General features: G+C 69.1%; 24 protein-coding genes and 1 pseudogene. 16 read left to right on the forward strand and 9 right to left on the reverse strand.

What is annotated here, in order from left to right; all coding sequences use genetic code 11:
• Positions 1–39 precede the first annotated feature (39 nt).
• Complete coding sequence (locus AWC17_RS02585; RefSeq protein ID WP_046185941.1) at positions 40–894, forward strand: helix-turn-helix transcriptional regulator; 855 nt, start codon at positions 40–42, stop codon at positions 892–894.
• Between the two features lie 10 nt (positions 895–904).
• On the opposite strand, the gene AWC17_RS02590 is transcribed toward AWC17_RS02585, so the two are convergent.
• The 4 genes from AWC17_RS02590 to AWC17_RS02605 are packed head-to-tail and all read right to left on the reverse strand — an operon-like array spanning position 905 to position 4,510.
• Complete coding sequence (locus AWC17_RS02590; RefSeq protein ID WP_046185940.1) at positions 905–1,942, reverse strand: NAD(P)H-dependent amine dehydrogenase family protein; 1,038 nt, start codon at positions 1,940–1,942, stop codon at positions 905–907.
• A gap of 2 nt (positions 1,943–1,944) precedes the next feature.
• On the reverse strand, positions 1,945–2,862 hold the full coding sequence (locus AWC17_RS02595) for an MBL fold metallo-hydrolase (RefSeq protein ID WP_046185939.1): 918 nt from the start codon (positions 2,860–2,862) through the stop codon (positions 1,945–1,947).
• The gene (locus tag AWC17_RS02600) at positions 2,862–3,524 is read right to left on the reverse strand and encodes an L-fuculose-phosphate aldolase (RefSeq protein ID WP_276038114.1); all 663 of its coding nucleotides are present in this window, start codon (positions 3,522–3,524) and stop codon (positions 2,862–2,864) included. The genes AWC17_RS02595 and AWC17_RS02600 overlap by 1 nt, the downstream gene beginning before the upstream one ends.
• Positions 3,521–4,510: an NAD(P)-dependent oxidoreductase gene (locus tag AWC17_RS02605; protein WP_046185945.1), complete on the reverse strand. Its 990-nt coding sequence runs from the start codon at positions 4,508–4,510 to the stop codon at positions 3,521–3,523. Before AWC17_RS02605 ends, AWC17_RS02600 begins: the two co-directional genes overlap by 4 nt.
• A 30-nt stretch (positions 4,511–4,540) precedes the next feature.
• Here AWC17_RS02605 and AWC17_RS02610 point away from each other — a divergent pair, with 30 nt between their 5' ends.
• Together AWC17_RS02610 and AWC17_RS02615 are read left to right on the forward strand one after the other, a co-directional pair.
• Positions 4,541–5,902, forward strand: coding sequence for a xylulokinase (locus tag AWC17_RS02610; RefSeq protein WP_085164215.1), 1,362 nt, complete (start codon positions 4,541–4,543; stop codon positions 5,900–5,902).
• A 9-nt stretch (positions 5,903–5,911) separates the two neighbouring features.
• A complete protein-coding gene (locus AWC17_RS02615) occupies positions 5,912–6,577 on the forward strand; it encodes a GNAT family N-acetyltransferase (RefSeq protein WP_046184795.1) in 666 nt (221 codons plus the stop codon).
• Positions 6,578–6,609: 32 nt separating this feature from the next.
• Here the strand turns inward: AWC17_RS02615 and AWC17_RS02620 are convergent, their stop codons facing one another.
• Entirely contained in the window at positions 6,610–7,518 is a 909-nt protein-coding gene (locus tag AWC17_RS02620; protein WP_046184794.1) for a class I SAM-dependent methyltransferase, read from the reverse strand.
• A gap of 220 nt (positions 7,519–7,738) precedes the next feature.
• Here AWC17_RS02620 and secY point away from each other — a divergent pair, with 220 nt between their 5' ends.
• Genes secY through AWC17_RS02660 form a run of 8 tightly spaced genes read left to right on the forward strand, consistent with a single transcriptional unit; the run spans position 7,739 to position 14,202 of the window.
• A complete protein-coding gene (gene secY / locus AWC17_RS02625; RefSeq protein ID WP_046184793.1) occupies positions 7,739–9,064 on the forward strand; it encodes a preprotein translocase subunit SecY in 1,326 nt (441 codons plus the stop codon).
• Entirely contained in the window at positions 9,061–9,606 is a 546-nt protein-coding gene (locus AWC17_RS02630; RefSeq protein ID WP_046184792.1) for an adenylate kinase, read from the forward strand. Before secY ends, AWC17_RS02630 begins: the two co-directional genes overlap by 4 nt.
• Before the next feature lie 2 nt (positions 9,607–9,608).
• The gene (gene map / locus AWC17_RS02635) at positions 9,609–10,409 is read left to right on the forward strand and encodes a type I methionyl aminopeptidase (RefSeq protein WP_046184791.1); all 801 of its coding nucleotides are present in this window, start codon (positions 9,609–9,611) and stop codon (positions 10,407–10,409) included.
• A gap of 52 nt (positions 10,410–10,461) precedes the next feature.
• Positions 10,462–11,007: a sigma-70 family RNA polymerase sigma factor gene (locus tag AWC17_RS02640; protein WP_082123064.1), complete on the forward strand. Its 546-nt coding sequence runs from the start codon at positions 10,462–10,464 to the stop codon at positions 11,005–11,007.
• A 41-nt stretch (positions 11,008–11,048) separates the two neighbouring features.
• Entirely contained in the window at positions 11,049–11,777 is a 729-nt protein-coding gene (locus tag AWC17_RS02645; protein ID WP_141224429.1) for an anti-sigma factor family protein, read from the forward strand.
• Between the two features lie 9 nt (positions 11,778–11,786).
• Entirely contained in the window at positions 11,787–12,989 is a 1,203-nt protein-coding gene (locus AWC17_RS02650) for an FAD-dependent oxidoreductase (protein ID WP_046184788.1), read from the forward strand.
• A 23-nt stretch (positions 12,990–13,012) separates the two neighbouring features.
• Positions 13,013–13,579 carry a DUF4389 domain-containing protein gene (locus AWC17_RS02655; protein WP_046184796.1) on the forward strand — a complete coding sequence of 189 codons (567 nt, stop codon included), beginning with the start codon at positions 13,013–13,015 and terminating at the stop codon, positions 13,577–13,579.
• Positions 13,576–14,202, forward strand: a complete 627-nt coding sequence (locus AWC17_RS02660) for a class I SAM-dependent methyltransferase (RefSeq protein WP_046184787.1) — start codon at positions 13,576–13,578, stop codon at positions 14,200–14,202. Before AWC17_RS02655 ends, AWC17_RS02660 begins: the two co-directional genes overlap by 4 nt.
• Here AWC17_RS02660 and AWC17_RS02665 read toward each other — a convergent pair.
• Together AWC17_RS02665 and AWC17_RS02670 are read right to left on the reverse strand one after the other, a co-directional pair.
• Positions 14,189–16,588: an ABC transporter permease gene (locus AWC17_RS02665; protein WP_244193463.1), complete on the reverse strand. Its 2,400-nt coding sequence runs from the start codon at positions 16,586–16,588 to the stop codon at positions 14,189–14,191. The two genes, AWC17_RS02660 and AWC17_RS02665, sit on opposite strands and share 14 nt — an antisense overlap.
• 89 nt (positions 16,589–16,677) lie before the next feature.
• Positions 16,678–17,373 (reverse strand): ABC transporter ATP-binding protein, encoded by a 696-nt coding sequence (locus AWC17_RS02670; protein ID WP_046184785.1) that lies wholly within the window; start codon positions 17,371–17,373, stop codon positions 16,678–16,680.
• A gap of 124 nt (positions 17,374–17,497) precedes the next feature.
• On the opposite strand from AWC17_RS02670, the gene AWC17_RS02675 reads away from it, so the two are divergent.
• From AWC17_RS02675 to AWC17_RS02695, 5 genes are read left to right on the forward strand one after another with little or no spacing between them, the layout of a single operon-like run.
• Positions 17,498–19,243 carry a thiamine pyrophosphate-binding protein gene (locus AWC17_RS02675; protein WP_085164218.1) on the forward strand — a complete coding sequence of 582 codons (1,746 nt, stop codon included), beginning with the start codon at positions 17,498–17,500 and terminating at the stop codon, positions 19,241–19,243.
• Positions 19,224–19,871: a hypothetical protein gene (locus AWC17_RS02680; protein ID WP_046182366.1), complete on the forward strand. Its 648-nt coding sequence runs from the start codon at positions 19,224–19,226 to the stop codon at positions 19,869–19,871. The genes AWC17_RS02675 and AWC17_RS02680 overlap by 20 nt, the downstream gene beginning before the upstream one ends.
• Before the next feature lie 4 nt (positions 19,872–19,875).
• Complete coding sequence (locus AWC17_RS02685) at positions 19,876–20,895, forward strand: 3-oxoacyl-ACP synthase III family protein (protein WP_046182365.1); 1,020 nt, start codon at positions 19,876–19,878, stop codon at positions 20,893–20,895.
• Positions 20,895–21,950 (forward strand): pyridoxal phosphate-dependent aminotransferase, encoded by a 1,056-nt coding sequence (locus AWC17_RS02690; protein ID WP_046182364.1) that lies wholly within the window; start codon positions 20,895–20,897, stop codon positions 21,948–21,950. Before AWC17_RS02685 ends, AWC17_RS02690 begins: the two co-directional genes overlap by 1 nt.
• Positions 21,951–21,957: 7 nt before the next feature.
• Positions 21,958–22,464: a MarR family winged helix-turn-helix transcriptional regulator gene (locus AWC17_RS02695; protein WP_046182375.1), complete on the forward strand. Its 507-nt coding sequence runs from the start codon at positions 21,958–21,960 to the stop codon at positions 22,462–22,464.
• Here AWC17_RS02695 and mmsB read toward each other — a convergent pair.
• Positions 22,364–23,342, reverse strand: a pseudogene (mmsB, locus tag AWC17_RS02700) (3-hydroxyisobutyrate dehydrogenase). The gene AWC17_RS02695 and the pseudogene mmsB overlap by 101 nt on opposite strands.
• A 10-nt stretch (positions 23,343–23,352) precedes the next feature.
• Positions 23,353–24,513 carry an isobutyryl-CoA dehydrogenase gene (locus tag AWC17_RS02705; protein WP_046182363.1) on the reverse strand — a complete coding sequence of 387 codons (1,161 nt, stop codon included), beginning with the start codon at positions 24,511–24,513 and terminating at the stop codon, positions 23,353–23,355.
• Positions 24,514–24,515 lie beyond the last annotated feature (2 nt).

Consider the following 24,515-nt stretch of genomic DNA (forward strand, 5'->3'; position numbering starts at 1 on the left):
TGGGTGATCATCGGTGAAAATAGGACTATCTTTGGCAACATGACGCGGCCAGCTCGGATGGTTCGGCGGCGCGCGGGGGTGCCGATCTACGAATACCGCGTCGATCCGGACACGCCCCCGGTGTCGGTGGTGCGTTCGGGTCCCGAGGATTTCATCGAGCGCGGCCGCCACATTCACGACTTCCCGGCGCTTTGGTACCTCCCTGCCGCCGGGCTGGTCTACGTGGCGGCCGCGGGCCAGGTGCTCGACCCCGGGCGGCTGGAGCTTCGCGACGCCGGTGTGGCGGTGTTCTTCGACCCCGCCGCGCTCGGGGAGGACGCGCGATCGCCGTGGCCGGCGTGGCGGGCGCACCCGCTGCTGTTCCCGTTCCTGCACGGACAGGTCGGCGGGATCCTGCGCCTGGACGTGCCCGCGGCCCGACGGTCGGCGTGGGATGCCGCGATCCGTTCGATCGAAACGGAGCTGGGCGCGCGGCAGGACGGTTATCGGCAGGCGGCGCTGGCGCACCTGACCCTGTTGTTGATCGACCTCGCGCGCCTGGCCGGGCCGGTGGTGGCCGAGCTGCGGCGCAGCGGCGAACCGCTGCTGGCCGAGGTATTCGACGTGATCGACCGGCGGCACGCCGAGCAGTTGTCGCTGCGCGACGTGGCGGGCGAACTCGGCATCACCCCGGGACACCTGACCACCGTGGTGCGGCGCCGCACCGGACGCACCGTGGGGGAGTGGATCACCGAACGTCGCATGGCCGAGGCGCGGACGTTGCTGGCCGAGACCGACCTTCCGATCGCCGAGGTTGCCGGGCGGGTCGGGATTGGCGACCCGGGCTATTTCAGCAGGCTCTTCGGCCGGACCCACGGCGTCTCGCCACGCGAATGGCGCGGTCGGGCAGCCTGACCGCCGCGACTCAAACCGTCAGTGCCCCACGGGATCCGGTGATCGGCAGGTCGGTCGGGGTGATGACGCCGGGCTGCGCGTCGCAGACGAACGGTATGGCGTTGACCGCGGCCACGGCGGTGCTGTCCATCAACACGGTCATCGCGTCCTGCCCGGGCTCGCCGAACCGGATCGTCGCGTCGACGCGGGGTTTGCCCTCGATCACCACGCTGAAGCCCTCGGGGTCGGTCCATTGCGGGTCGAGCGCGTCGTTGCTCATGGTCCAGCAGATGGCGAGCTCGACCACCGGCCTGCCGCCGCGAAGGCCGCGATAGGTGCGGCGCTGACCCCCGATGGTGCCGGCGGTGAAGTCCACCCACCCCAGATGCAGATCCCGGGTCAGCACCGCGGGCTCGACGAACGCCTCCTTGGAGTCGAGTTCGGCACCGAGCATGGTGGCGATCATGTCCAGCGTCTCGAAGTAACCCAGGCCGTATCGTTGCGTCGCCGGGTCGATCTGCGTTACCGGCTCCCGGGGTGTCTTGCCGAATCCGAGCACTTTCCACACGTCCCACACGGGATAGGTGGTGCAGTCCAACGTCTCGACGAGCGTGACTTTGTCAACCCGTCGGCATGCGCCGGTGAGGAAGCCGGCGACGACGTTGATGAAGCCCGGTTCGAACCCCGTCCCCAGGAAGGTCGCATCCCCCTGTTGCGCCGCCTCCTCGAGCGCGGGGAGTTCGACCGGGTGGTGGCTGCCGGTCAGGAAGTCGCCCGTGGTGACGACGTTGATGCCGGCGCGCAGCATCCTGAGCACCAGGTCGTAGTCGATGACGCGGGGCATGTAACACACGCAATCCGGTCGAAGTTCGAGCAGCGCGTCGGCATCGCCGGTTGCGGCGACACCGACCGGGGCCTGGTCCGCCAGTTCGCCCGCGTCGCGGCCCACCTTGTCCGAACCGAACGCGTGGACGCCGACCACGTCGAAGTCGTCGCGGTCCAGCAGGACGCCGAGCGCTCGCTTGCCGATGTTGCCGGTCGACCACTGGACCACTCGGTAGGGCGCCATGCTCACACCGTATCGAAATCCAGCCAATGGTCGACGTCGAACTGGTCGGCAACAGCGCGGATCGTCGCGCCGCCGGAACCGGGGTAGTGCGCGGGTATCACGGCGGCCTTCGCCTGGACCGCCTCGGTGAAGATCCGCTGGCGGGTCACCGCGGCGGCCGACGCGTCGACGTCGAAGGCGCAGGCGTCGGCGGGCCGGCGCAGTTGCAGCGGGCTGTGGGTGAGATCGCCGACGAAAACGGCCGGCTGGCCCGCGTCCAGCCACAGCACCGAGGAGCCCGGCGTGTGTCCGGGGGCCGGCCGCAGCCGCAGCGACGGGCTGATCTGGTAGTCATCCGACCATTGGACGAGCTGCCCCGCTTCGGCGATGGGTGAGACGCTGTCCGCGAACACGAGCTGGTCGCCGCGTTGTTGAGCCGCTTCTTCCTCGCTGCGCGGCGTTTGCCTGGCCGCGGGCCCATCGGGTGCGAAGTGGCGGTAGTCGGCGGCCGGGACGATGTATCGGGCGTTGGGGAAGGTGGGGACCCACGCGCCGTTCTCTCCCATGGTGTTCCACCCGACGTGGTCGGAGTGGACGTGGGTGTTGACCACCACGTCCACGGCGGTGCGGTCGACGCCCGCGGACCGCAGTGCGGCCAGGAACCCGGTGTTGAGGTGGTCCAGGGGTGGCATGTGCGGGCGTTGGCGGTCGTTGCCGACACCGGTGTCCACGACGACGGTCAGCCCGTCGACCTCGATGACCCAGCTTTGGATCGCGATGTGCCACTGGTCGGTCGAGGCGTCGAAGAAGTGCGGCACCAGCAGGTCGGCGTTGTCCCGCCAACCGGACGGCGGCGTGTGCGGGAAAAGGCGTGTCCCCAGGTCGAATTGAAGTTCCAGCACCCGCGCCACGCTCGCCTGGCCGAACCGGACCGGGCGCATCAGGCGTTCGCGCGCAGGTAGCCGTAGACGCTGGCGAAGTTGCGGTTCACGTCCTCGGGAATGGGCACCGGACCACCGAGGGCCCTTGCACCCCAAACGATTTGGGCGGTGCGCTCCACCAGGGCGGTGATGTGCAGCACCTTGTCCGGCCGGGGCCCCACGGCCACCAGGCCATGGTTGGCGATCAACGCGGCGCCCCGGCCGTCGAGCGCCTTGACGGCGTTCACCCCGACGTCGGGCGTGCCGGACGCGGCGTAATCGGTGCACCGAACGTCCCCGCCGCAGTACACCGCGAACTCGTCGATGCAGGCCGGAATCGATTGGTGGGCAATGGCGAACATGGTCGCCCACACCGGATGGCTGTGGATGACGCTGCCGATGTCGTCGAACGCGTGGTAGCAGGCCAGGTGTAGCTGCATCTCAGACGACGGCGAGCGACCGTCCGCGGCGTGCAGCACGGCGCCGTCCGGGTCGATCAGGACGAGGTCGTCGAGCTGCATGTCGCGGTAGTCGACCGATGACGGCGTGATGACGATGTTGCCGTCGGAGCGCCGCGCGGAGATGTTGCCCGCGGTTCCCTCGACCAGGCCCCGGCGCAGCATGTCCTTGGCCGCGTCCAGCACCGCGGTTTCGGGGTTGGCTACGTACTTCACGGATGTCATGGCCGTAGCACCTCCGGGTTGACGATGTGGGCGGGCGTGTCGCCGGCCAGCAGCGCTTCCAGGTCGTCGGCCACCATCTGCGCCTGCCGCGCCTCAGTGTTCCACGTGGCGCCGCCGATGTGGGGTGTCAGCACGACGTTGGGCATGCCGACCAGCGGGTGGTCGGTGGGCAGCCACTCGCCGACGAAGTGGTCCAGTCCCGCGGCGGCCACCTTGCCGCCGCGCAGCGCGTCGACGAGCGCGTCGGTGTCGTGCAGCTGGGCGCGGGCGGTGTTGAGGAAGACCACGCCGTCGCGCATGGCGGCGAACTGCGGCGCCCCGATCATGCCGACCGTGTCGTCGGTGACCGGCGCGTGCAGGGAGACGACGTCGGCCTCGGCCAGCAGCTCGTCGAGGCTATGGCGCGCTTCGTCGTGGTACGGATCGTGGGCGATGACCCGCAGGCCCAGCCCCGACAGCCGCCATCGGGTGGCGCGGCCGACGGCGCCGAGGCCCACCAGCCCGGCGGTGCGCCCGGCGATTTCCCAGCCGCGGAACCGCTGATAGGGGATGCTGCCGTCACGAAAGATGTTGCCGCTGCGGACATCCGCGTCCGCGGGCAGCAGCTGGCGGGTGGCGGCCAGCAGCAGGGCCACCGTCATTTCGGCGACCGCGTCGGCGTTGCGGCCCGGGGTGTTCAGCACCGGGATGCCGGCCGCGGTGGCCCCCGCGATGTCGACGTTGTTGGGGTCCCCGCGGGTGGACGCGATCGCGCGCAGCCCCTGCTCGAACACCGGGCCGCCCACCGAGTCGCTCTCCACCACAACGACATCGGCGGCTTCCGCGGAGATGCGGTCGGCCAGTTGTTCGGCGCTATAGATCCGCAGCGGGGTCTGCTCTAGCTCGCTTATCCATGGGTCGTACACCACGTCGGCCAGTTCCCGCAGCTTGGCGAACCCCGGCCCCCGCAGCGGGGCGGTCACCAAGGCGCGCGGTCTTGACGTCACGAACCCCAATGCTGGCGTACGGTGACGCCCGTGTCACGTGAAGGCGTCACAATCGGCATCGACGTCGGCAGCACCGCGGTCAAGGCGGTCGCCGCGGACGCCGACGGCCGGGTGGCGGCGCGGGCGCGGATCCCGCACCAGTTGCGGGTGCCGGCACCCGACCGGCTCGAGCACGACGCCGACGAGGCGTGGCGGCGGGGACCGGTGGCGGCGCTGGAAAGGCTGGGCGCCGTACCGGACGTCCGCGCCGTGGCCGTGTCGGCGATGGTGCCGTCGCTGACGGCCGTCGACGCCGCGGGCGTGCCGATGACGCCGGGGCTGCTGTACGGAGACGAACGGGGCCGAACACCGGAACAACAGGCGCAGCCGCTGCCGGCGCTGGGCGAGGCCGCCGAGTTCCTGCGCTGGACCGCGGCGCAGGCGCCGGACGCGGCCGGGTACTGGCCGGCGCCGGCGGTGGCCAACCAAGCGTTGGCGGGCGAGCCGGTGATCGACTTCGCCACCGCCGCCACCGCGTTCCCGCTGTTCGACGGGACGGGCTGGAACCCCGAGGCGTGCGCCGACCGCGGCGCGCGGCCCGACCAGATGCCGCGCGTGGAGAGCATGGGGGCCGCCGTGGGGCAGGTGCACGGCAGCGGCGCCACGCTGGCGATCGGCGCGATCGACGCGCTGTGCGAGCAGATGGTGTCCGGCGCCGACCGCGACGGCGACGTGCTGGTGCTGTGCGGCACCACCTTGATCGTCTGGACCACCATCCCGGAGGCCCGGCAGGTGCCGGGTCTGTGGACGATCCCCCACACGGCCGCGGGCAAGAGCCAGATCGGCGGGGCCAGCAATGCCGGCGGGCTGTTCCTCGGCTGGGTGGACCGCGTGGTCGCGCCCGGCGACCCGGCCGCCGCGCAGCCCGGACGGGTGCCGGTGTGGTCGCCCTACATCCGCGGGGAGCGCACCCCGTTCCACGACCCGGATCGCCGGGCCGTGCTCGACGCCCTGGACCTCACCCACGACGCGGCAGCGCTGCGGCGGGCCGCCTACGAGGCGTCGGGCTTCGTGGTGCGCCAGCTCATCGAGCTGAGCGGGGCGCCCGTGGCGCGCATCGTCGCCACGGGCGGCGGCACCAGGGTCGGACCGTGGATGCAGGCCATCGCCGACGCCACCGGGCGGCCGGTGGAGGTGTCCGGGGTACCCGAGGGGGCGGCGCTGGGCGCGGCCTTCCTCGCGCGCATGGCGGCCGGCCTGGAAACCTCGATCGCCGACGCCGCCCGCTGGGTCTCCACCGAGAGTGTCGTCGAACCCGACCCCGCCTGGGCGCACGCGGTCGAGGACCGCTACCGGCGGTTCCTGGAGCTGGGAAACCGACGATGTAGCGCGCTGCCCCCGCCGGCGTTCTAGGCTGGTGCAATGACCGACCAAGACCGCAAAGCCGCCCGCCGCGAAATCGCCGATGCCCTGTTGAAAGCCCTTGAGCGGCGGCATGAAATCGCCGATGTCGTGGTGGAGTCCGAGAACAAGGCGGCCGCGGTCGAGGCAATCGTCGGGCTGCTCGACACCTCTCACGTCGCCGCCGAGGCGGTGATGGGGATGTCGTTCGACCAACTCACCATCGACTCGCGCCGGAAGATCCTGGCCGAACTCGAGGACCTGAACAAACAGCTCAGCTTCACCCTTGGCGAGCGACCGGCGAGCTCGGGGGAGACCCTGGAGCTGCGGCCCTTCTCCGCCGAGAAGGACCGGGACATCTTCGCCGCCCGCACCGAGGACATGGGCGCCGCCGGCGACGGCTCCGGCGGGCCGGCCGGCAACCTCGACGACGAGATCGGCGCGGCGCTGGCGCGTCTCGACGACGAGGAGGCCGCGTGGTTCGTGGCCGTCGATTCCGGCGAGAAGGTCGGAATGGTGTTCGGCGAGTTGCTCGGCGGCGAGGTCAACGTGCGCATCTGGATCCACCCCGAGCACCGCAAGAAGGGGTACGGCACCGCCGCGCTACGCAAGTCGCGCACCGAGATGGCCTGGTGCTTCCCCGCCGTGCCGATGGTGGTGCGCGCGCCGTCCGCCAGGCCCGCCTGAGCTACAGCAGGACGGCCGCGCCACCTGGTCTCCTAGCCCAGTGTCGCGGTGACGGCGACGATGTTGCGCAGTTGCGACGTCTCGTCGTCCGGGAAGACAAGGCCGTAGTCGGCGAAGTACTCCCGTCGCTCCCGGGTGGTCACGTGCCAACCCCGACCGGTCAGGTAGTCCACGACGTTGCTGCGCTCGCCGTCGAAGAACAGCCCCGACAGGTCGATGTCGCATCCCAAGTTGGCCCACCGCTCGTTGAACTGCTTGGCGCGCTCGGTCATCGTCCGGCCGGAGTCGCCGTGGAATTCGGTGGCTAGCTTGCTTCCGTGTGCGCTGAGCTCGGTGATGTTGTCGAAGAGCCGGTCCTGGGCCTCGGGCGGCAGGTACATCAGCAGGCCCTCCGCACTCCACGACGTCGGTTGCGTCGGGTCGAAGCCGCTGCGGCGCAACGCTTCCGGCCAATCATCGCGCAGATCGACGCTGACGGTCCGCCGGTCGGCGGTGGGGGTGGCGCCCAGCTCCGCCATGGCGGCGGTCTTGAATTCGACGACCTTGGGTTGATCGACTTCGTAGACGATGCTCCCGGGCGGCCAGCTCAGCCGGTAGGCGCGGGCGTCGAGGCCGGCGGCGAGGATCACCGACTGGCGGATTCCGTCCCGGGCGGCGTTGAGAAAGAAGTCGTCGAAGAAGCGGGTGCGCACCGCGATCGAATCCGTTTCCAGCTGCAGGTCCCGTTCGCCGGCGTCCTGCGCATCCGCGGGTGACACTTCGCCGTCGACCAGGCGGCGGAAGAACTCCAGGCCGACGGCTCGCACCAGCGGGGCCGCGAACGGATCGTCGATGATCGGGTCGGTGCCCTCGCTGGCCAGCGCGCGGGCCGCGGCGACCATCGTGGCCGTGGCACCGACGCTGGAGGCCAGGTCCCAGCTGTCTTGGTCAGTGCGTGTCATGGTGCTCCCATTTACTTAGCAAATGCAACGAACCAAGAGCACTCTACGCCGCACGGCTTGCGGCTTCCTGTGCATTTATCGGTCGTCGTTGATGGCCCTGGGCGGACTTGCCCAGACCAGCTGTTAGTCTCGTACACGGTTTGACGCGCGACGCCGTACGTCCTGGCCTGCGGGGTGTTGGGCGCGTAATGCAGGAGATCCCCGGCTCGCAGGAGGAAGAGTGCTTTCGACTTTCATCTCAGCGCTGCGGACAGTCGACCTGAGACGGAAGATCCTCTTCACGCTGGGAATCGTCGTTCTCTATCGGCTGGGCGCCGCTTTGCCGTCCCCCGGCGTCAACTTCCCGAACGTCCAGCAGTGCATCAAAGAGGCCAGCGGCGGCGCGGCCGGACAGATCTATTCGCTGATCAACCTGTTCTCCGGTGGTGCGCTGCTGAAACTGACGGTGTTCGCGGTCGGGGTGATGCCCTACATCACCGCCAGCATCATCGTGCAGCTGCTCACGGTGGTCATCCCGCGGTTCGAGGAACTGCGCAAGGAAGGCCAGTCCGGCCAGGCCAAGATGACCCAGTACACGCGCTACCTGGCCATTGCGCTGGCTATCCTGCAGGCGACCAGCATCGTGGCGCTGGCGGCCAACGGCGGGCTGCTACAGGGCTGCTCGCTGGACATCATCGCCGACCAGAGCATCTTCACGCTGGTCATCATCGTGATGGTGATGACGGCCGGCGCGGCGCTGGTGATGTGGATGGGTGAGCTGATCACCGAGCGCGGCATCGGCAACGGCATGTCGTTGCTCATCTTCGTCGGTATCGCGGCGCGCATTCCATCCGAGGGCAAGACCATCCTGGACAGCCGCGGCGGGGCCATCTTCGCCGCGGTCTGCGTGGCCGCCCTGGTCATCATCGTCGGCGTGGTGTTCGTCGAGCAGGGTCAGCGCCGCATCCCGGTGCAATACGCCAAGCGCATGGTGGGCCGGCGCATGTACGGCGGAACGTCGACGTACTTGCCGCTCAAGGTCAACCAGGCCGGCGTCATCCCGGTCATCTTCGCGTCGTCGCTCATCTACATTCCGCACCTGATCACGCAGCTGATCCGCAGCGGCAGCGGCGGAGTGGGCAACAGCTGGTGGGACAAGTTCGTCGGCAGCTATCTGTCCGACCCCAGCGACCCGATCTACATCGGCATCTACTTCGGGCTGATCATTTTCTTCACGTACTTCTACGTGTCGATCACGTTCAACCCCGACGAACGTGCCGACGAAATGAAGAAGTTCGGCGGGTTCATTCCGGGCATCCGGCCCGGCAAGCCCACCGCCGACTACCTGCGTTATGTGCTGAGCCGGATTACCCTGCCGGGCTCGATCTACCTCGGCGCCATCTCGGTGTTGCCCAATTTGTTCCTGCAAATCGGCAATGGCGGAGCGGTTCAGAATTTGCCGTTCGGCGGTACCGCGGTTTTGATCATGATTGGTGTTGGCTTGGATACGGTCAAACAGATCGAGAGCCAGCTCATGCAGCGCAACTATGAAGGGTTCCTCAAGTGAGAGTCGTTTTGCTGGGACCGCCGGGGGCGGGTAAGGGGACGCAGGCCCAGAAGCTCTCCGAAAAGCTCGGAATCCCGCAAATCTCCACCGGCGAACTGTTCCGCAGCAATATCGAGAACGGGACCAAACTCGGCCTGGAGGCCAAGCGCTATCTGGACGCCGGCGACCTGGTGCCGTCGGACCTGACCAACCAGCTCGTCGACGACCGCCTGAACGATCCCGACGCGGCCAACGGTTTCATCCTCGATGGGTATCCGCGGTCGACGGAACAGGCCAAAGCGCTGCACGAGATGCTGGAACGCCGGGGCACCGACATCGACGCCGTTCTGGAGTTCCGCGTCTCGCAGGAGGAGTTGCTGCAACGGCTCAGGTCGCGTGGCCGCGCCGATGACACCGACGACGTCATCCTGAACCGGATGAAGGTCTACCGCGACGAGACCGCGCCGCTGCTGGAGTATTACCGCGACGAACTCAAGACGGTCGACGCCATCGGCACGATGGACGAAGTGTTCGCCCGCGCCCTGCAAGCGCTGGGCAAGTAACCATGAGGCCGCTGACGCGCCTGCGGAGTCGGAAAGTCGTGCCGCAGCGCACCGCCGACGAACTCGACGCGATGGCGGCGGCGGGGGCAGTGGTCGCAGCCGCGCTGCAGGCGGTGCGGGCGGCCGCGGTGTCCGGGGTGTCGACCCTGGGCCTCGACCAGATCGCCGAGTCGGTGATTCGCGAGGCCGGCGCGATACCGTCGTTCCTGGGCTATCACGGGTACCCCGCGTCGATCTGCGCGTCGGTCAACGAGCGGGTGGTGCACGGGATCCCCTCGGCCGCAGAGATCTTGGCGCCCGGCGACCTGGTGTCCATCGACTGCGGAGCGGTGCTGGACGGCTGGCATGGTGATGCCGCGATCACGTTCGGCGTCGGGAGCCTCGACGCGGCCGACCAGGCTCTCTGCGACGCCACCAGGGAATCGCTGGAAGCCGGGATCGCGGCGATGGTTCCCGGCAATCGGCTGACCGATGTCTCGCACGCCATCGAAACGGGCACGCGCGCGGCCGCGGACCGGCACGGGCGCGCGTTCGGGATCGTGGAGGGCTACGGCGGCCACGGCATCGGGCGGCACATGCACATGGACCCGTTCCTGCCCAACGAGGGCTCGCCCGGGCGCGGCCCGGTGCTGGCCCCCGGGTCGGTGCTGGCCATCGAGCCGATGCTCACCCTCGGGACGGGCAAGACCGTGGTGCTCGACGACGCGTGGACCGTCACCACCTCCGACGGATCCCGTGCGGCACACTGGGAACACACCGTCGCGGTCACCGACGCCGGACCGCGCATCCTGACCCTGAGTTAGCCGGCTGAACTAAACACCCGTTCGACTCGTTTCAGTAGTCGGAGGTGATGGAGTGGCTCGTGTGGCAGGTACTTGGAGGGCGTCCGGGGCTGCCGAAGCCGCCCTGATGAAGGCGCTCTACGACGAGCACGCGGCCGTCTTGTGGCGTTACGCGCTCCGCCTGACGGGGGACGCGAGTCAGTCCGAGGACGTCGTGCAGGAGACGTTGCTGCGGGCCTGGCAGCATCCGGAGGTGATCGGGGACACGGAACGCTCGGCGCGGGCCTGGCTGTTCACCGTTGCCCGCAACATGATCATCGACGATCGGCGCAGCGCACGATTCCGCAACGTCGTCGGTTCGACGGACGAGCCGGGCGCGCCGGAACGGTCGACGCCGGACGAGGTGAACGCGGCGCTGGACAGGCTGCTGATAGCCGACGCGATGGCGCAACTGTCCGCCGAGCATCGGGCCGTGATCGACCGGTCCTACTACCGCGGATGGACCACCGCGCAGATTGCCGCGGACCTCGGGATCGCCGAGGGAACAGTGAAGTCGCGATTACACTACGCCGTGCGGGCGTTGCGACTCACTCTGCAGGAACTTGGGGTTACCCGTTAAAGGGCTCCGAATGCTTGAAGGGTGCGAAAGAAATGGATGACATGAAGACGCCGCTACGGGGCATCGGGCCGCCCGACGATCCCTACGTGATGTGGGATGCCGCATACGTATTGGGCTCGTTGTCGGCCGCCGAGCGACGCGAGTTCGAGGCGCACTTGGCGCACTGCCCGGCCTGCCGGGAGGCCGTAGCCGACCTCAGTGGCGTGCCGGCCCTGCTCTCGCAGCTCGGCCGGGACGAAGTGGCCGCGATCAACGACTCCGGCCCGGCCGCCGGGATGCCGGCACCGGAGATGTCGCCGGAGCTGTTGACGTCGTTGCTGGCCCAGGTGAGCTGGCGCCGGCGCCGCACGCGGATAGTGACCTGGGTGGCCTCGTCGGCCGCGGCCGTGGTGCTGGCGATCGGCGTGTTCGTCGGGGTGCAGGGGTATTCCTCCTCGTCCTCGTCGCAGCAGGTGACCGCGTCCTCGGCGCCGATGGCACAGGTGGGCACCACCCTGCTGACCTCGACGGTGCAGCTGTCCAGCCAGCACTGGGGGACGTCTATCAACCTGCGGTGCGTGTGCCTGGCCCCGCTCAATGCGCACCACGACACGCTGGCGATGGTCGTGGTGGGGCGCGACGGCAGCCAGACCCGGCTGGCGACCTGGGTGGCCGAACCCGGCCACACCGCGACGCCCGCGGGCAGCATCTCGACGCCGGTCGATCAGATCGCCGCCGTGCAGGTGGTCGCCGCCGATAGCGGCCAAGTTCTGCTGCAGCGTTCGATGTAGGGCCGTGACGTGTCTGGCCACGGGCGCTCCCTTCGGGTCCTGGTCGTGGGCGCGGGGGTGGGCGGCATCTCGGTTGCCCGGGGATTGTTGCGCGACGGGCATGACGTCACCGTCTTCGAGCGCCGACCGGATGTGTGCGCGGCCGGCGGTGCGGTGACCATCTGGTCCAACGGTGAGACGGTGCTTCGGCAGCTGGGCGTCGACACGGACGGGGCCGGCCAGCTGCTGTCCACCGTGCGGGCGGTGACGTCCACGGGCCATCCGCTCGCCACGCTCGACGTATCCACGATGGCGGATAGGCTGGGCGCGCCCGTTCGGATGGTTCCGCGTCGGGTTCTGCTGGAACGGTTGCTGGACGGCTTTCCGACCGAGCGCATCCGGTGCCACTCCCGCGCGATCGCGTTGGCCGGCACGCGCGACGGCGTGCGGGTCGAGTTCGACGACGGCAGCTCGGCCGAGGGAGACCTCTTGATCGGCGCCGACGGCCTGCACTCGATGGTCCGGGACAGCCTCGGCGGGCGGGCGGCGAAGCCCACCGGCTGGTGTAGTTGGCAGGGACTGGTCACCCTTGCCGAGATCCCGGACAAGGACACCGCACTCATGGTCATCGGCGCGCATGGAAACCTCGGCCTGTGGCCGGCGGGAGGTTCCGATGTGCAGTGGTGGTTCGACCTGCCGTGGTCGTACGATTTCGTGCGGCCGCAACGTCCGATCGAGACGATCCGGTCGCATTTCACCGGATGGTCTCAAGCCGTCGATCGGGTGTTGGCGACCCTCACCGACGACGATCTGGCGCCTTCGCCGTACCCGCATTTTCGGCATCCGGTCCCCCCGGCGGGCCAAGGCCCGGTCACGTTGCTCGGCGATGCCGCCCACACCATGCCGCCCACCCTGGCGCAGGGGACCAACCAGGCTCTGCTCGACACCATGGTGCTGTGCAGGGCGCTGTCGGATTCGGAAGCCAACGGCGGCGTGCCGAGCGCGCTGCGCTGGTATGAGAAGACCCGCCGGCGCAAGGTGATGGCCGTGTCCCGGGTGGCGTCGCTGCCGGTCTCGCACGGTGAGTTCGTGCTGCGACCGGCCGCGCTGATCCCCGACCGGCTGCAGGCCGGCGCGCTGACGATGTTTCTGCGTTGGACGAGTCACCGCCGGATGTCCGCGGAGATCAGCCGGGAGATTGGGGCAGCGACGACCAGCCGATCCAGCCCGTGAACAATCCGGACGAATCCATAAGGGTGCGAGGCGATTTCGATGCTCCTTCGCGCTGGCTCTGGCTGGTGAAGTGGTGCGTGCTGGCGGTCCCGCACTACCCCATCTTGATCGGGCTCTACCTGATATATCCGCTGTCGACCGTCGTCGCCGGTGTCGTCATCTTGTTCACCGGGCGGTATCCGCGGGCTATATTCGACTTCAACGTCGGTGTGCTGCGCTGGTCGTGGCGGGTCATGAATTTCAGGTTTCCGATGAACAGCACGGACAGGTATCCGCCTTTCACGCTCGCGTCGCGGCCCGAATACCCGGGTGATCTGCAGGTCGACTATCCGGAGCGGCTGAGTAGGTGGGCCGTGCCGGTGAAGTGGCTGCTGGCCATCCCTCAGGTACTCCTCTGCTGGTCGATGGAGCCGCTCCTGCAGGTGCTGTGCGTGATCGCCGCGGTGTCGTTGCTGTGCACCGGAACCGTCCCGGCGGGCATGTTCGATCTCCTGCTGGGCATCGTCCGTTGGCGCTATCGGGTGGCCGTGTACGTGTCGCTGATGCGCGACGAGTACCCGCCGTTCCGAATGGATCTGGGCGGCCGGTGACGCGCCGAAATCCCTTGTTCCCATATGTGTATCGGTTCGGCCAGCCGGTCTTCGACCGGCTGTTCTATCACCGGTATCGGCGCGAGGCGCTGAGCAACGCGACCGGCCGGCTGCTCATGCTCGGCCTGGGCCCGGGTACCGACCTGCGGTTCCTGCCCGCCACGGTGACGTCGGTCGCCGCGGTGGAGCCGGAGGCGCCCTTCCGGCGGATGGCGTCCCGCCTTGCGAATCGCCACGGCATCGCCGCCGACATCGTCGAGGGGACGGGTGAGTCGATCCCCTTCCCGGACAACAGCTTCGACTCGGTGCACATCGGCCTGGTGTTGTGTTCGGTCGACGACGTTGCCGCCACCCTCGGTGAGATCCGCCGCGTGCTCGCACCGGGCGGCAGGCTGGTCGTCCTCGAGCACGTGCGCGGGGACGGCGCGACGGGCCGGTTCCAGGACCTGGTCGCGAAGCCGTGGTCGTGGGTGGCCGCCGGTTGCGAGCCGAACCGGCGAACCCTGGATGCCATCGCCGCGGCCGGGTTCGACACCACGGCGCTGCGGACCATCCCGCGCACACCGGTCCCGTTCCCGTGCAAGCCCCATCTGCAAGGTTTCGCCGTGCTCATTCCACGCTGACGGCCTCGATGATGTTCAGCCGTGCCGCACGCCGCGCGGGTGGCAGCGAGCCGAGCAGACAGATCGCCAGCGCCCCTGCGGTGAAGGCGAGGGCCATCGGGCTCAGGCGGAAACCGACTCCGAAATTCATGATGTCCCCGCTGATGAGACTGAACAGCCACTGGTCGGTCAGGCCGAACAGCAGCCCCAAGAGGCCGCCGACCAAACCGATTCCGGCCGCCTCGGCCAGGACCATTCGCAGGGTGAACCGGCGGCTGGAGCCCATGGCGCGCAGCACACCGATCTCGCGGCGGCGTTCCAGCACCGAGAGCGTCAGCGTGTTGAGGAGCGCGACCGCGGCCACGGCCACGACGATGACCCACACCGCGTCGGCGATGAACATGCTCTGATGCAGCGGCGCTTCGAGCCCCGCCAGCGCCGTGCGACCGTCGTACACGTGGTTCGGCGCCGGCACCACCCGGCGGACCTCGGCCAGAAGGCGCCGCGGGTCTACGCCCGGGGCCGCGCTGATTTGCAGGGTTGTCGCCGCCGGTCGATCGAACCAAGCCCGCAGGTGATCGAGGTCGATTCCGACCGTCCCGATGACGGTCGAGAAGAACGGCACCAGGGCCAGCACGGCCGTCTGCCGCGGGCCGTGTGGTGTCTGCAGCTGCAGCCGATCGCCGGCGCGAACGTGCAGGGTGCTGCCGAGATTCTGCGTGAGCACCACGCCCCGGCCGGCGAGCACGTCGGCCCGCAGGTGTTCGTCGAGCGCGCGGAACAGCGAGTCGTGCGTTCCGTCGGAGAAGCCGTCGAGCAGGACACGCGTGCCGCCGACGACGGCGAACCCGAATGCCCCCTCGGTCACCCGCGCCACTCCGGGCAGCGCGGCCACCTTTTCGGAAAGGCCTTGCGGCAGAACGTCGGTGGGGTAGCTGTCAGGGGGATCCGCGCTCACCCACACGTCGACGTCGGCGGCGGGGGAGAAAATGTCGCGGGCCGAGCGGATCATGTCGGCGTTGGTGCCGGTTATCACCACGGTGGTGACCACCCCGATGAGTACGGTCATCACGGTGGCCCACACTCGTCGCGGGGCGCGTTCGATGGTGGCTGCCGCGAGTGCCCCGAACGATCCGAACAGGCGAGCAGTCGCGGCGGTGGCCTTGACGATGGGTGCGGTGAGCGCGAAGCCGAGCGCGATCTCGGCGCTCAGCAGGGCGGCCATCGCGACGAACGCGAAGGCGCCGCGTTGGCCGATGACGACCCAGATCGACACCGCGAAGACCGCGACGGCGCCCACCCCGGCGGCGACCCGCAGCCATCGCGGCACGACGTCGGCCGCCGAGGCCCCGACGGGTGCCAGCGCCTCGATCGGTGCGACCTTGTACACCTGCCGCGCGGCCATCGCCGATGCGACCACGCTGGTGAGCGCCGTGGCCGCGACGGCCAGCGGGATGGCGTAGCCGGGCAGCCAGTACTGGAGGCGGGCCTCGAGCCCCTGGGTCATCGCCGGCGGCAACCGGCCAATCGCCATGCGCCCGGCCAGGATTCCGATGCCCGACCCGATGGCCCCGCCGATGAGCCCGAGGATCGCCGCCTCCCCGAGCATGTCGCCGACGATGGTGACGCGCCGGCCGCCGATCGCGCGCAGCAAGGAGATGACCGGCCGGCGCTGGGTGATCGCCATGGTCATCGTGGTGTAGATCAGAAACGCGCCCACCACCAGCGCGACCGCCGCGCCCAGCAGGGCCATGTAGTTCATCAGCTTGACGCCGTCGCCGGCCCGGGCCGCCCGCACGCTCGGGGCGGCGACGATGGCGCGGCCGTTGACCGCGGCGGTGATCGCGGCGCGAACGGCGGCCAGATCGGCGCCCGGATTGGTGGTGATCAGTATCGAGTCGAGCTGACCGGGGCGGCCGGTGACGTTCTGCGCCAACGCAAGTGGGGCAAGGACGTAGTGCCCGCCGTTGAGGTCCGCGAACTGCTGGCCCGCGAGCACCTCGCTGACGGCGACCGAACCCGAGCCCAGTTGCAGCGTCTGGCCCTTCGCATAGCCCACCCGCGGCCCGACCTGGACGCCGTTGGGCGTCGAGGACAGCTCCTGCACCGGTCGTGTGACCGCATCCTTCAGGGCCCCGCCCAGCGCGGCGGTGCGCTCATCCGCGCCGAGCAGCAGCACCGGTCCCGTCGCCGTGGACGCGGAGGTTCGGATCATCGGCGCCGCGGTGGCGACGCCGGGAACCGCGGCCACGTCGGTCAGGATCGTGTCGGGAAATCCGGCGTCGGTGATACCCGACACCTCCAGCGCGGCCACGCCGGCGATGCCGTCGGCCAGCCGGTTGACCGATCCGGTGATCGACCCGAAGATGCCGAATATCGCGACCAGATACGTTGCGGAGACCGCCATTACGGCGATCGACGCGAGCGTGCGGCGGCGATGCACGGCGAGCTCACGCAGGCTGAACACGCGCAGTCGGCTCGCCGCCGCCGTGATCCTCACGCAGGGACCGCCGGTATGTCGGAACCCACCTGCCCGTCCTGCAGCGTGATCACCCGGTCGGTTGCCGCGGCGGCGTCCGAATTGTGGGTCACCATCACCACGAGCCGGTCGCGGCCGTCCTCGTGCGCCACCTCGGCAAGCAGCGCCAGGATCGAGGCGCCCGTCGCGGAGTCGAGGTTGCCGGTGGGCTCGTCCGCGAGGATCAGCGGCGGGTCCATCATCAACGCGCGCGCCACCGCGACCCGCTGCATCTGACCGCCAGACAGTTCCGCCGGCCGGTGCTCGGTCCGGTTGCCGAGTCCGACGCGGTCCAGCAACCGAATCGCATCCGGTTTGGCCCTGCCCAGCCGGACGCCGTCGAGCAGTTTGGGGACCGCCACGTTCTCCCAGGCCGACAGCGTCGGCAACAGGTTGAAGAACTGGAAGATGAAACCCACCCGGTGATGGCGGAACTCCGACTGCTGCTCATCGCCCAGGCGGCCGATCTCCTCGCCGTCGAAGCTGATGGAGCCGGAATCGGGGGAGTCCAGCGCGCCGAGCAGATGCAGCAACGTGCTCTTGCCCGCGCCGGAGGGTCCGACCACCGACACGAACTGACCGCCACCGAGGCGCAGGCTTATCCCGTCGAGCGCCCGGACCGTCTGACCGCCGACCCGATATTCGCGCACCACGTTGCGCAGTTCGATGGTCATCTAGACACCACGAGGGCTGCCGGGAAACGGTTCACCCGCCGGGGTGAACCGATCACGTGCCCGGCTCGTGTCCTCGCAAAGGGTGAATCCACCGCCCTTTGTGGCGTCAGGAGAGCGTCAGCGCATGTTCGGCAAGTATCGGGTGGTCGATCACATCGTCGGGCACCTCGCGGCGCTCGGGGTGGATCACGTCTTCGGTGTCGACGGCGCCAACATCGAGGATCTGTACGACGCCGCGCACTTTCGGCCCGAGGTCACCGCGGTGCTCGCCAAACACGAGTTCTCGGCGGCCACCATGGCCGACGGTTACAGCCGGAGCGGTGCCGGGCTCGGCGTGGTGGCCGCGACCTCGGGTGGTGCAGCGCTGAACCTCGTCGCGGGCCTGGGTGAGTCCTTCGCTAGCCGGGTTCCGGTGCTGGCCCTGGTCGGCCAGCCCGCCACCGCGATGGACGGCCGGGGCAGCTTCCAGGACACCAGCGGCCGCAACGGATCGCTGGATGCCCAGGCGCTGTTTTCGGCGGTATCGGTGTTTTGCGAGCGGCTGCTCGCACCGGCCGACATCGTTTCGGCGTTGCCCCGGGCCGTCTCCGCGGCGCGCACCGGTGGCCCGGCGGTGTTGTTGCTGCCCAAGGACATTCAGCAGGCATGCATCGCCCTCGATGACCGCGCCGAGCATCCGAACGGTTCCGGCCCGTCGATCGGCAACCCGCATCTCATCGCCCGGGAGCTGCGCCGCGCAACCGGTCAGGTCACGATCATCGCCGGCGAGCAGGTGGCCCGCGACGACGCCCGGGCCGAGCTCGAGCACCTGCGCGCGCTGCTGCGCGCCCGGGTGGCCACCGTCCCGGACGCCAAAGACGTCGCCGGCACACCGGGTTTCGGGTCGTCGTCGGCACTCGGGGTGACCGGCGTCATGGGCCATCCGAGCGTGGCCGAAGCGGTGGCCGCCAGCTCCGTATGCCTCATCGTCGGCACCCGGCTGACGGTCACCGCGCGCGGCGGCCTGGACGACGCGCTGGCCGCGGTGCGAACGGTATCGATCGGGTCGGCGCGGCCGCATCTGCGCTGCACCCACGTGCACACCGACGACCTGCGTGGCTCGCTGCGCCTGCTGAACCAGGCGCTGCGCGGTCGCGGGCGCCCGAGCGGCCTGCGCGTGCCCGATCTGGTGCGGCGCACCGAGCTGAGGCCCCCGGACTGCGGCGGACCGGGGCTGCGGTACCGCGACGCCATGGCGGTGCTGGACCGTGCCCTGCCCGACGGGACCGACATCGTGGTCGACGCGGGCAACACCGGCGCGGCTGCGATCCACCACCTGGCGGCGCGGCGCGGCGGCAGGTTCGTGGCCGCGCTCGGCATGGGCGGCATGGGTTACAGCTTCGGGGCGGGGATCGGGATGGCGTTCGGGCGTGCCAACGGCGGCCGGCCCGGCGGCCGCACCGTGGTGATCGCCGGGGACGGCGCGTTCTTCATGCATGGCCTAGAGGTGCACACGGCGGTGCAATACGGGCTCCCCGTGACGTTCGTGTTGTTCAACAACAACGCCCACGCGATGTGTGTCACCCGCGAGCAGCTGTTCTATGAAGACCGCTACAGCTACAACCGCTTCCGGCCCAGTTCGCTGGGAACCGGTCTGGCAGCGATGTTTCCCGGGCTGACATCGGTCGATGTCAGTGACCCCACCCAGCTTGCCGCGGCGCTTCGGGTGGCGCTCGACATTGAGGGCCCGGCGGTGGTCAGCGTCGAGTGCGACGCTGACGAAATCCCGCCGTTTGCCCCATTTCTCACCGCGCTGTCAGGCAACGCGGCTGTCACAGAACAGGTTCCGACCGCGAAGGAGAACAGGGCCGATGTCGCTGCCAGCGCTTGAGGACATCCCCATTCCGATCGACGGGGTGGTCCGCATCGAAACCAGTCCACGGGAGAAGGCGACCCCGATCATCATGGAGATGATGCGGTCGGTGTACCCGCACGATCGGGTCTTCGGGGAGTACTGCACGGTCAACGATTACGTCGACTGCCCGCCCGATGAGTTGTACGAATATATGGCGGACACCCGCAGCCTCGAGGAGTGGACGTACAGCCTGCGCGGTTTCACGCCCACCGACGAACCGGGCCTGTGGCTGGCCTACGACCGGCTCGGCTCGGAGACCGAGATCTACACGCGAACCGTCGCCAACGCCCAGGCGCGGACCGTCGACTACCACTGCGCGTGGGACCAGGGCAAGCACCTGTGGATGGTCTATCTGATGCGCGTCGTCGACGCGCAGGTCGTTCTCGACAAGCCGGGATCGGTGGTGCTGTGGACCAATTGCCATCACCCGTTCTACGACCACAACCCGTATCCGGAGACCGCACCGGCGCAGCGCCCGGTGTGGGTGGGCGACTTCTGGGACATGTTCGGCGCCGGCCATGCGCTGGAGCTGCAGAACCTCAAGGCGATCGCCGAATACCGGCACCGCAACGGCCTGCCGGTGACGCCGAAATGGATGAGGTAGCAACATGAGCCAACCGAGCGTGAGCCTGATCGACGTTTCCACCTATCTGCCCGGTGCGCCGATCGGCGCCGACTACTACGCGCAATTCGCCGAATCCGACGACCTGCGCGAGAACGTCATGTTCCGCGCCCCGAAGTTTCGTCATCACGTCGGGCCGGACGAGAGTTCCATCGACATGATCGAACGTGCGGCGCAGGGCCTGATCGAGCGGCACGGCCACGATGTGGTCGAGGGCGCCGACGTGCTGATCACCCACACCCAGGTGCCCGACATGGCCTTCTACGGCCAGGGCGGCGGCATCGCGCACCGGCTGGGGATGCGACCGTCCTGGGTGCTCGACCTCAACAACGGCGGCTGTGCGGCTTTCGTGTTGGCGCTCAACGTGGCTCGCAAGCTGCTGGCGTCCGGCGACGGGCACACCGCGCTGATCGCCATCGCACAAAACGCGGCCGGGCAGTTCTTCGATCAGCCGACCATCCGGCGTAAGGCGCAGTCCGCGGTGCCCGGGGACGGCGCGGCGGTGGGCCTGGTCACGCTGGGCGACCAGTCGCCGATCCTCGACGTGGAGTGCCGCACCTACGGTGCGTACGCCGGTGAGATGACGCTGTCCTACGACCCGCCCCGCAAGTGGTGGCAGGCTGGGTCCGGTGAGGGCAGCATCGGCTTCACCGAAAGCAAGATCACCAAGGTGCTGGCCCGTGGCAACCGGCAGGTTCCCGAGGTGGCGCTGGCGGTATGTGACCGAATAGGCCTGCCCGCCAAGGACATCGATCTGCTGGTCACCAACCAGCCCAACCGGGTGTTCCTGCGCAATTGGCGTGAGGCGCTCGAGTTGCCACCCGAACGCCATCGAGACACCTTTGATGAGTGCGGCAACCTGTTCGGCGCCGGGATCCCGATCAACCTGGACCGCGCGATCTCCGACGGTCAGGTCGACGCGGGGGATGTCGTCATGATGGCGGCGTTCGCGCATGCCGGCGATTTCGCCGGTGCGGCGGCGGTGCGCTGGGGCGGGCGAGGCTGATGCAGCCCGCCGCGAGCCCGTCGACCGGCGACATCTGCGACGCGTTGCCCAACGCGGTGGATCCGCATGAGTTGTCGCTCAACGAGAATCCGTTCCCGCCGCTGTCCGCTGTGCAGTCGGCGTTGGTTCGGTCCGTCCACGTCATGAACCGCTACCCGGAGTTCCTGCCCGAGCGGCTGCGCGGCGTGATCGCCGACCACATCGGGGTTTCCCCCGAGCTGGTGCTGCCGGGCGCCGGCGCGACGGGCGTCGTGCTGCAGGCCCTGCGGGCGCTGACCGCTCCGGGCGACACGATGGCGATGGCGACGCCCACCTTCGACGGTTACCCGATCCTCGCGCGGATGGCGCGGCTGAAGACGCTTACTGTGCCCCTCGATAAGGACGGGCACAACGACCTCGACGGGTTGGCCCGCGCCGCCGCCGACGCCCGGGTGGTGGTCCTGTGCCGGCCGCACAACCCCACCGGAACGCTGGAGTCCGCGGCTGCCGTTTCGGATTTTCTGCGCCGCGTGCCGCGCGACACCGTCGTCCTGCTCGACGAGGCGTACATCGAGTTCACCGCGCCCGAGCACCGCATCCCCGTGTCGGCGTTGGTCGCGCGCTTTCCCAATGTGCAGGTGGTGCGGACCTTCTCCAAGGCGTATGGCCTGGCGGGGCTGCGGATCGGTTACGGGGTGGCGTCGCCGGATCTGGCCCGGGCGCTGTGGTCCCATCAGCCGCCGTTCGGGGCCCCGATCACCAGTTTGGTCGCGGTCGCCGCGTCGTACGGCGCGGAAGACCAACTACTGCAACGGGTTCAGTTGATCAACGCCGAGCGCTGCTATCTCCGCATGCGGCTGAGCGCGATGGGGATCTACACGACAGACGCGCACGCGAACTTCATGTACCTGCCTCCGAGGGGTGGGCCGTGGCATGAGGTTTTCGCCGACGGCGGCCTCCGGGTGCGGTGTTACCCGGACGGCGGTGCGCGGATCACCGTGGGCAACCGCACCTCGACACTGGCGGTGCTCTCAGCGGTGGGGAAAGGCCGCGCTCGCGCGCCAAGTGCGGTATGAAGGGGCCGTGGCTGCCTCACGACCGCCGAAGCGTGACCCGATCGCCGCGGCGCGCGACAACTGGGAACGCTCCGGTTGGACCGACGTGGCGCAGGGCATGGTCGCGGTGACGTCGGTGATGCGTGCGCATCAGATCCTGCTGGCCCGCGTCGAGACCGCCCTGCGTCCCTACGACCTGAGTTTCTCCCGCTACGAGTTGCTGCGGCTGCTGGCTTTCAGCCGGACCGGCGCGCTGCCGATCACCAAGGCCTCCGACCGGCTGCAGGTCCACGTCACCAGCGTGACCCACGCGATCCGCCGGCTGGAGGCCGACGGACTGGTGCAGCGGGTGCCGCACCCCACCGACGGGCGCACCACGCTGGTGCAGATCACCGATTTGGGCCGCTCGACCGTCGAGGACGCCACGATCACGCTCAACGAGCAGGTGTTCGCCGATATCGGGATGTCCGAAACCGAAGCGCAGGCTCTGGTTTCATCGATCGAGACGCTGCGCCACGACGCTGGCGACTTCTAGCGTCAGCTCTCCCGCAGCATTTCGATCACCGCGCTGAAGTCCTTGTCGGCGTGGTCGGCCGCGAACTTGGCGTAGATCTCGGCGGCGTGCCTGCCCAGCGGCGCCGCCGACCCGGTGGAGGTCACCGCGTCCATGGCCAGGCCCAGGTCCTTGTTCATCAGCGCGGTGGCAAAACCCGGCTTGAAGTCGTTGTTGGCCGGCGATGTCGGCACCGGGCCCGGCACCGGGCAGTTGGTGTGCACGGCCCAGCAGTTGCCCGTCGCGCCGGTGATGACGTCGAAGAGAGACTGCGCCGACAGTCCGAGATTCTCGGCCAGGACGAACGCCTCGCCGATGGCGATCTGCTGCACCGCCAGCACCATGTTGTTGCACACTTTGGCGGCCTGCCCGGCCCCGGCCGCGCCGCAGTGAATGACCTTGCCCGCCATGGGTTCCAGCACCGGCCGGGCGCGCTCCAGGGCGGCGTCGTCGCCGCCGACCATGAACGCCAGCGTCCCGGCGACTGCGCCCTTCACCCCACCGGAGACCGGTGCGTCCAGCTGGGAAACCCCGTGCGATTCCGCGAGCGCGTGCACCTCGCGGGCGTCGTTGACCGAGATCGTCGAGCTGTCGATGAACAGCGCGCCGGCCTTGGCGGCCGGCAGAATGTCGGCGTAGCAACGCTTCACCAGGTCGCCGTTGGGCAGCATGGTGATCACCACGTCGGCCCCGGCCACCGCGTCGGTCGCGCTGTCGAACGTGGTGACCCCGTTGCCGGCCGCGGCGGCGACGGCCGCGGGCACCGGGTCGAACCCGCGCACGGTGTGGCCGGCCGCCACCAAATTCGCCGACATCGGCCCGCCCATGTTGCCCAGACCGAGAAAAGCGATGCTCGTCATGGTCGCCTTTCTACGCGCTCGCACGCACTCGCGCGGCCTCGGCCCGGCCGATGACCACCCGCATGATCTCGTTGGTCCCTTCCAGGATTCGGTGCACCCGCAGGTCGCGAACGATCTTCTCCAGACCGTACTCACGCAGATAGCCGTAGCCGCCGTGTAGCTGCAGGGCCTTGTCGGCCACCTCGAAGCAGGTGTCGGTGACGTAGCGCTTGGCCATCGCGCACAGCTCGACCTTGTCGGGGTCATCGTTGTCCAGCGCATCGGCCGCCCGCCACAACATCATTCGCGACGTTTCCAGCCCGGTGGCCATGTCGGCCAGGGTGAACCTGATCGTGGGCTCGTCGAGCAAGGACTTGCCGAACGCCTCGCGCTCCCGCACATAGGCGCCCGCCTTGTCGAAGGCGGATTGCGCGCCGCCCAACGAGCATGCCGCGATGTTGAGCCGGCCGCCGTTGAGGCCGTTCATCGCGATGCCGAACCCGGCGCCCTCGCCATCGGCCCCGCCCAACATGGCGTCGGCGGGCACCCGCACGCCCTCCAGGATCACCTGCGCGGTGGGCTGGGCATGCCAGCCCATCTTATCTTCCAGCGCCCCGAAACTCAGTCCCGCGGCGCCTTTTTCGACGACAAAGGCCGAGATGCCGCGCGGGCCCTGACCGCCGGTCCTGGCCATCACCACGTAGACGTCCGAGGCCCCGGCACCGGAGATGAACTGCTTGACGCCGTCGAGCACAAAGTCGCCGCCCTCCCGGACGGCCCGGGTGCTCAACGCGCTGGCGTCCGACCCGGCGCCCGGCTCGGTGAGGCAGTAGCTGGCGATGACGTCCATCGATGCCAGCCGCGGTACCCAGGCCTTGCGCTGTTCGGCGGTGCCGAACGAGTCGATCATCCACGCGCACATGTTGTGGATGGACAGGAATGCGGCTGTGACCGGGTCGGCGATGGCCAGCTGCTCGAAGATGCGGACCCCGTCGAGCCGGCGCAGCCCGCTGCCGCCGACGTCCTCGCGGCAGTAGATCGCCGCCATGCCGAGCTCGGCGGACTCGCGCAACACGTCGGTCGGAAAGTGCTTGGCGGCGTCCCATTCCAGGGCGTGCGGGGCCAAGCGTTTGGCGGCGAACGCGGCGGCCGTCTCGGTGATCACCCGTTCGTCGTCGTTCAGGGTAAACATGG

It is taken from the genome of Mycobacterium nebraskense (assembly GCF_002102255.1).
Classification (GTDB): domain Bacteria; phylum Actinomycetota; class Actinomycetes; order Mycobacteriales; family Mycobacteriaceae; genus Mycobacterium; species Mycobacterium nebraskense.

Excerpts from the sequence above, each read along its gene's own strand:
- AWC17_RS02680 (WP_046182366.1), top strand. The coding sequence starts at position 19,224 with ATGTCGCTGCCAGCGCTTGAGGACATCCCCATTCCGATCGACGGGGTG.
- AWC17_RS02705 (WP_046182363.1), bottom strand. The coding sequence starts at position 24,513 with ATGTTTACCCTGAACGACGACGAACGGGTGATCACCGAGACGGCCGCC.
- AWC17_RS02590 (WP_046185940.1), bottom strand. The coding sequence starts at position 1,942 with ATGGCGCCCTACCGAGTGGTCCAGTGGTCGACCGGCAACATCGGCAAG.
- AWC17_RS02620 (WP_046184794.1), bottom strand. The coding sequence starts at position 7,518 with ATGACACGCACTGACCAAGACAGCTGGGACCTGGCCTCCAGCGTCGGT.
- AWC17_RS02690 (WP_046182364.1), top strand. The coding sequence starts at position 20,895 with ATGCAGCCCGCCGCGAGCCCGTCGACCGGCGACATCTGCGACGCGTTG.
- AWC17_RS02670 (WP_046184785.1), bottom strand. The coding sequence starts at position 17,373 with ATGACCATCGAACTGCGCAACGTGGTGCGCGAATATCGGGTCGGCGGT.
- AWC17_RS02645 (WP_141224429.1), top strand. The coding sequence starts at position 11,049 with ATGAAGACGCCGCTACGGGGCATCGGGCCGCCCGACGATCCCTACGTG.
- map (WP_046184791.1), top strand. The coding sequence starts at position 9,609 with ATGAGGCCGCTGACGCGCCTGCGGAGTCGGAAAGTCGTGCCGCAGCGC.
- AWC17_RS02595 (WP_046185939.1), bottom strand. The coding sequence starts at position 2,862 with ATGCGCCCGGTCCGGTTCGGCCAGGCGAGCGTGGCGCGGGTGCTGGAA.
- AWC17_RS02665 (WP_244193463.1), bottom strand. The coding sequence starts at position 16,588 with ATGGCGGTCTCCGCAACGTATCTGGTCGCGATATTCGGCATCTTCGGG.
- AWC17_RS02600 (WP_276038114.1), bottom strand. The coding sequence starts at position 3,524 with ATGACATCCGTGAAGTACGTAGCCAACCCCGAAACCGCGGTGCTGGAC.
- AWC17_RS02675 (WP_085164218.1), top strand. The coding sequence starts at position 17,498 with ATGTTCGGCAAGTATCGGGTGGTCGATCACATCGTCGGGCACCTCGCG.
- AWC17_RS02615 (WP_046184795.1), top strand. The coding sequence starts at position 5,912 with ATGACCGACCAAGACCGCAAAGCCGCCCGCCGCGAAATCGCCGATGCC.
- AWC17_RS02585 (WP_046185941.1), top strand. The coding sequence starts at position 40 with ATGACGCGGCCAGCTCGGATGGTTCGGCGGCGCGCGGGGGTGCCGATC.
- AWC17_RS02685 (WP_046182365.1), top strand. The coding sequence starts at position 19,876 with ATGAGCCAACCGAGCGTGAGCCTGATCGACGTTTCCACCTATCTGCCC.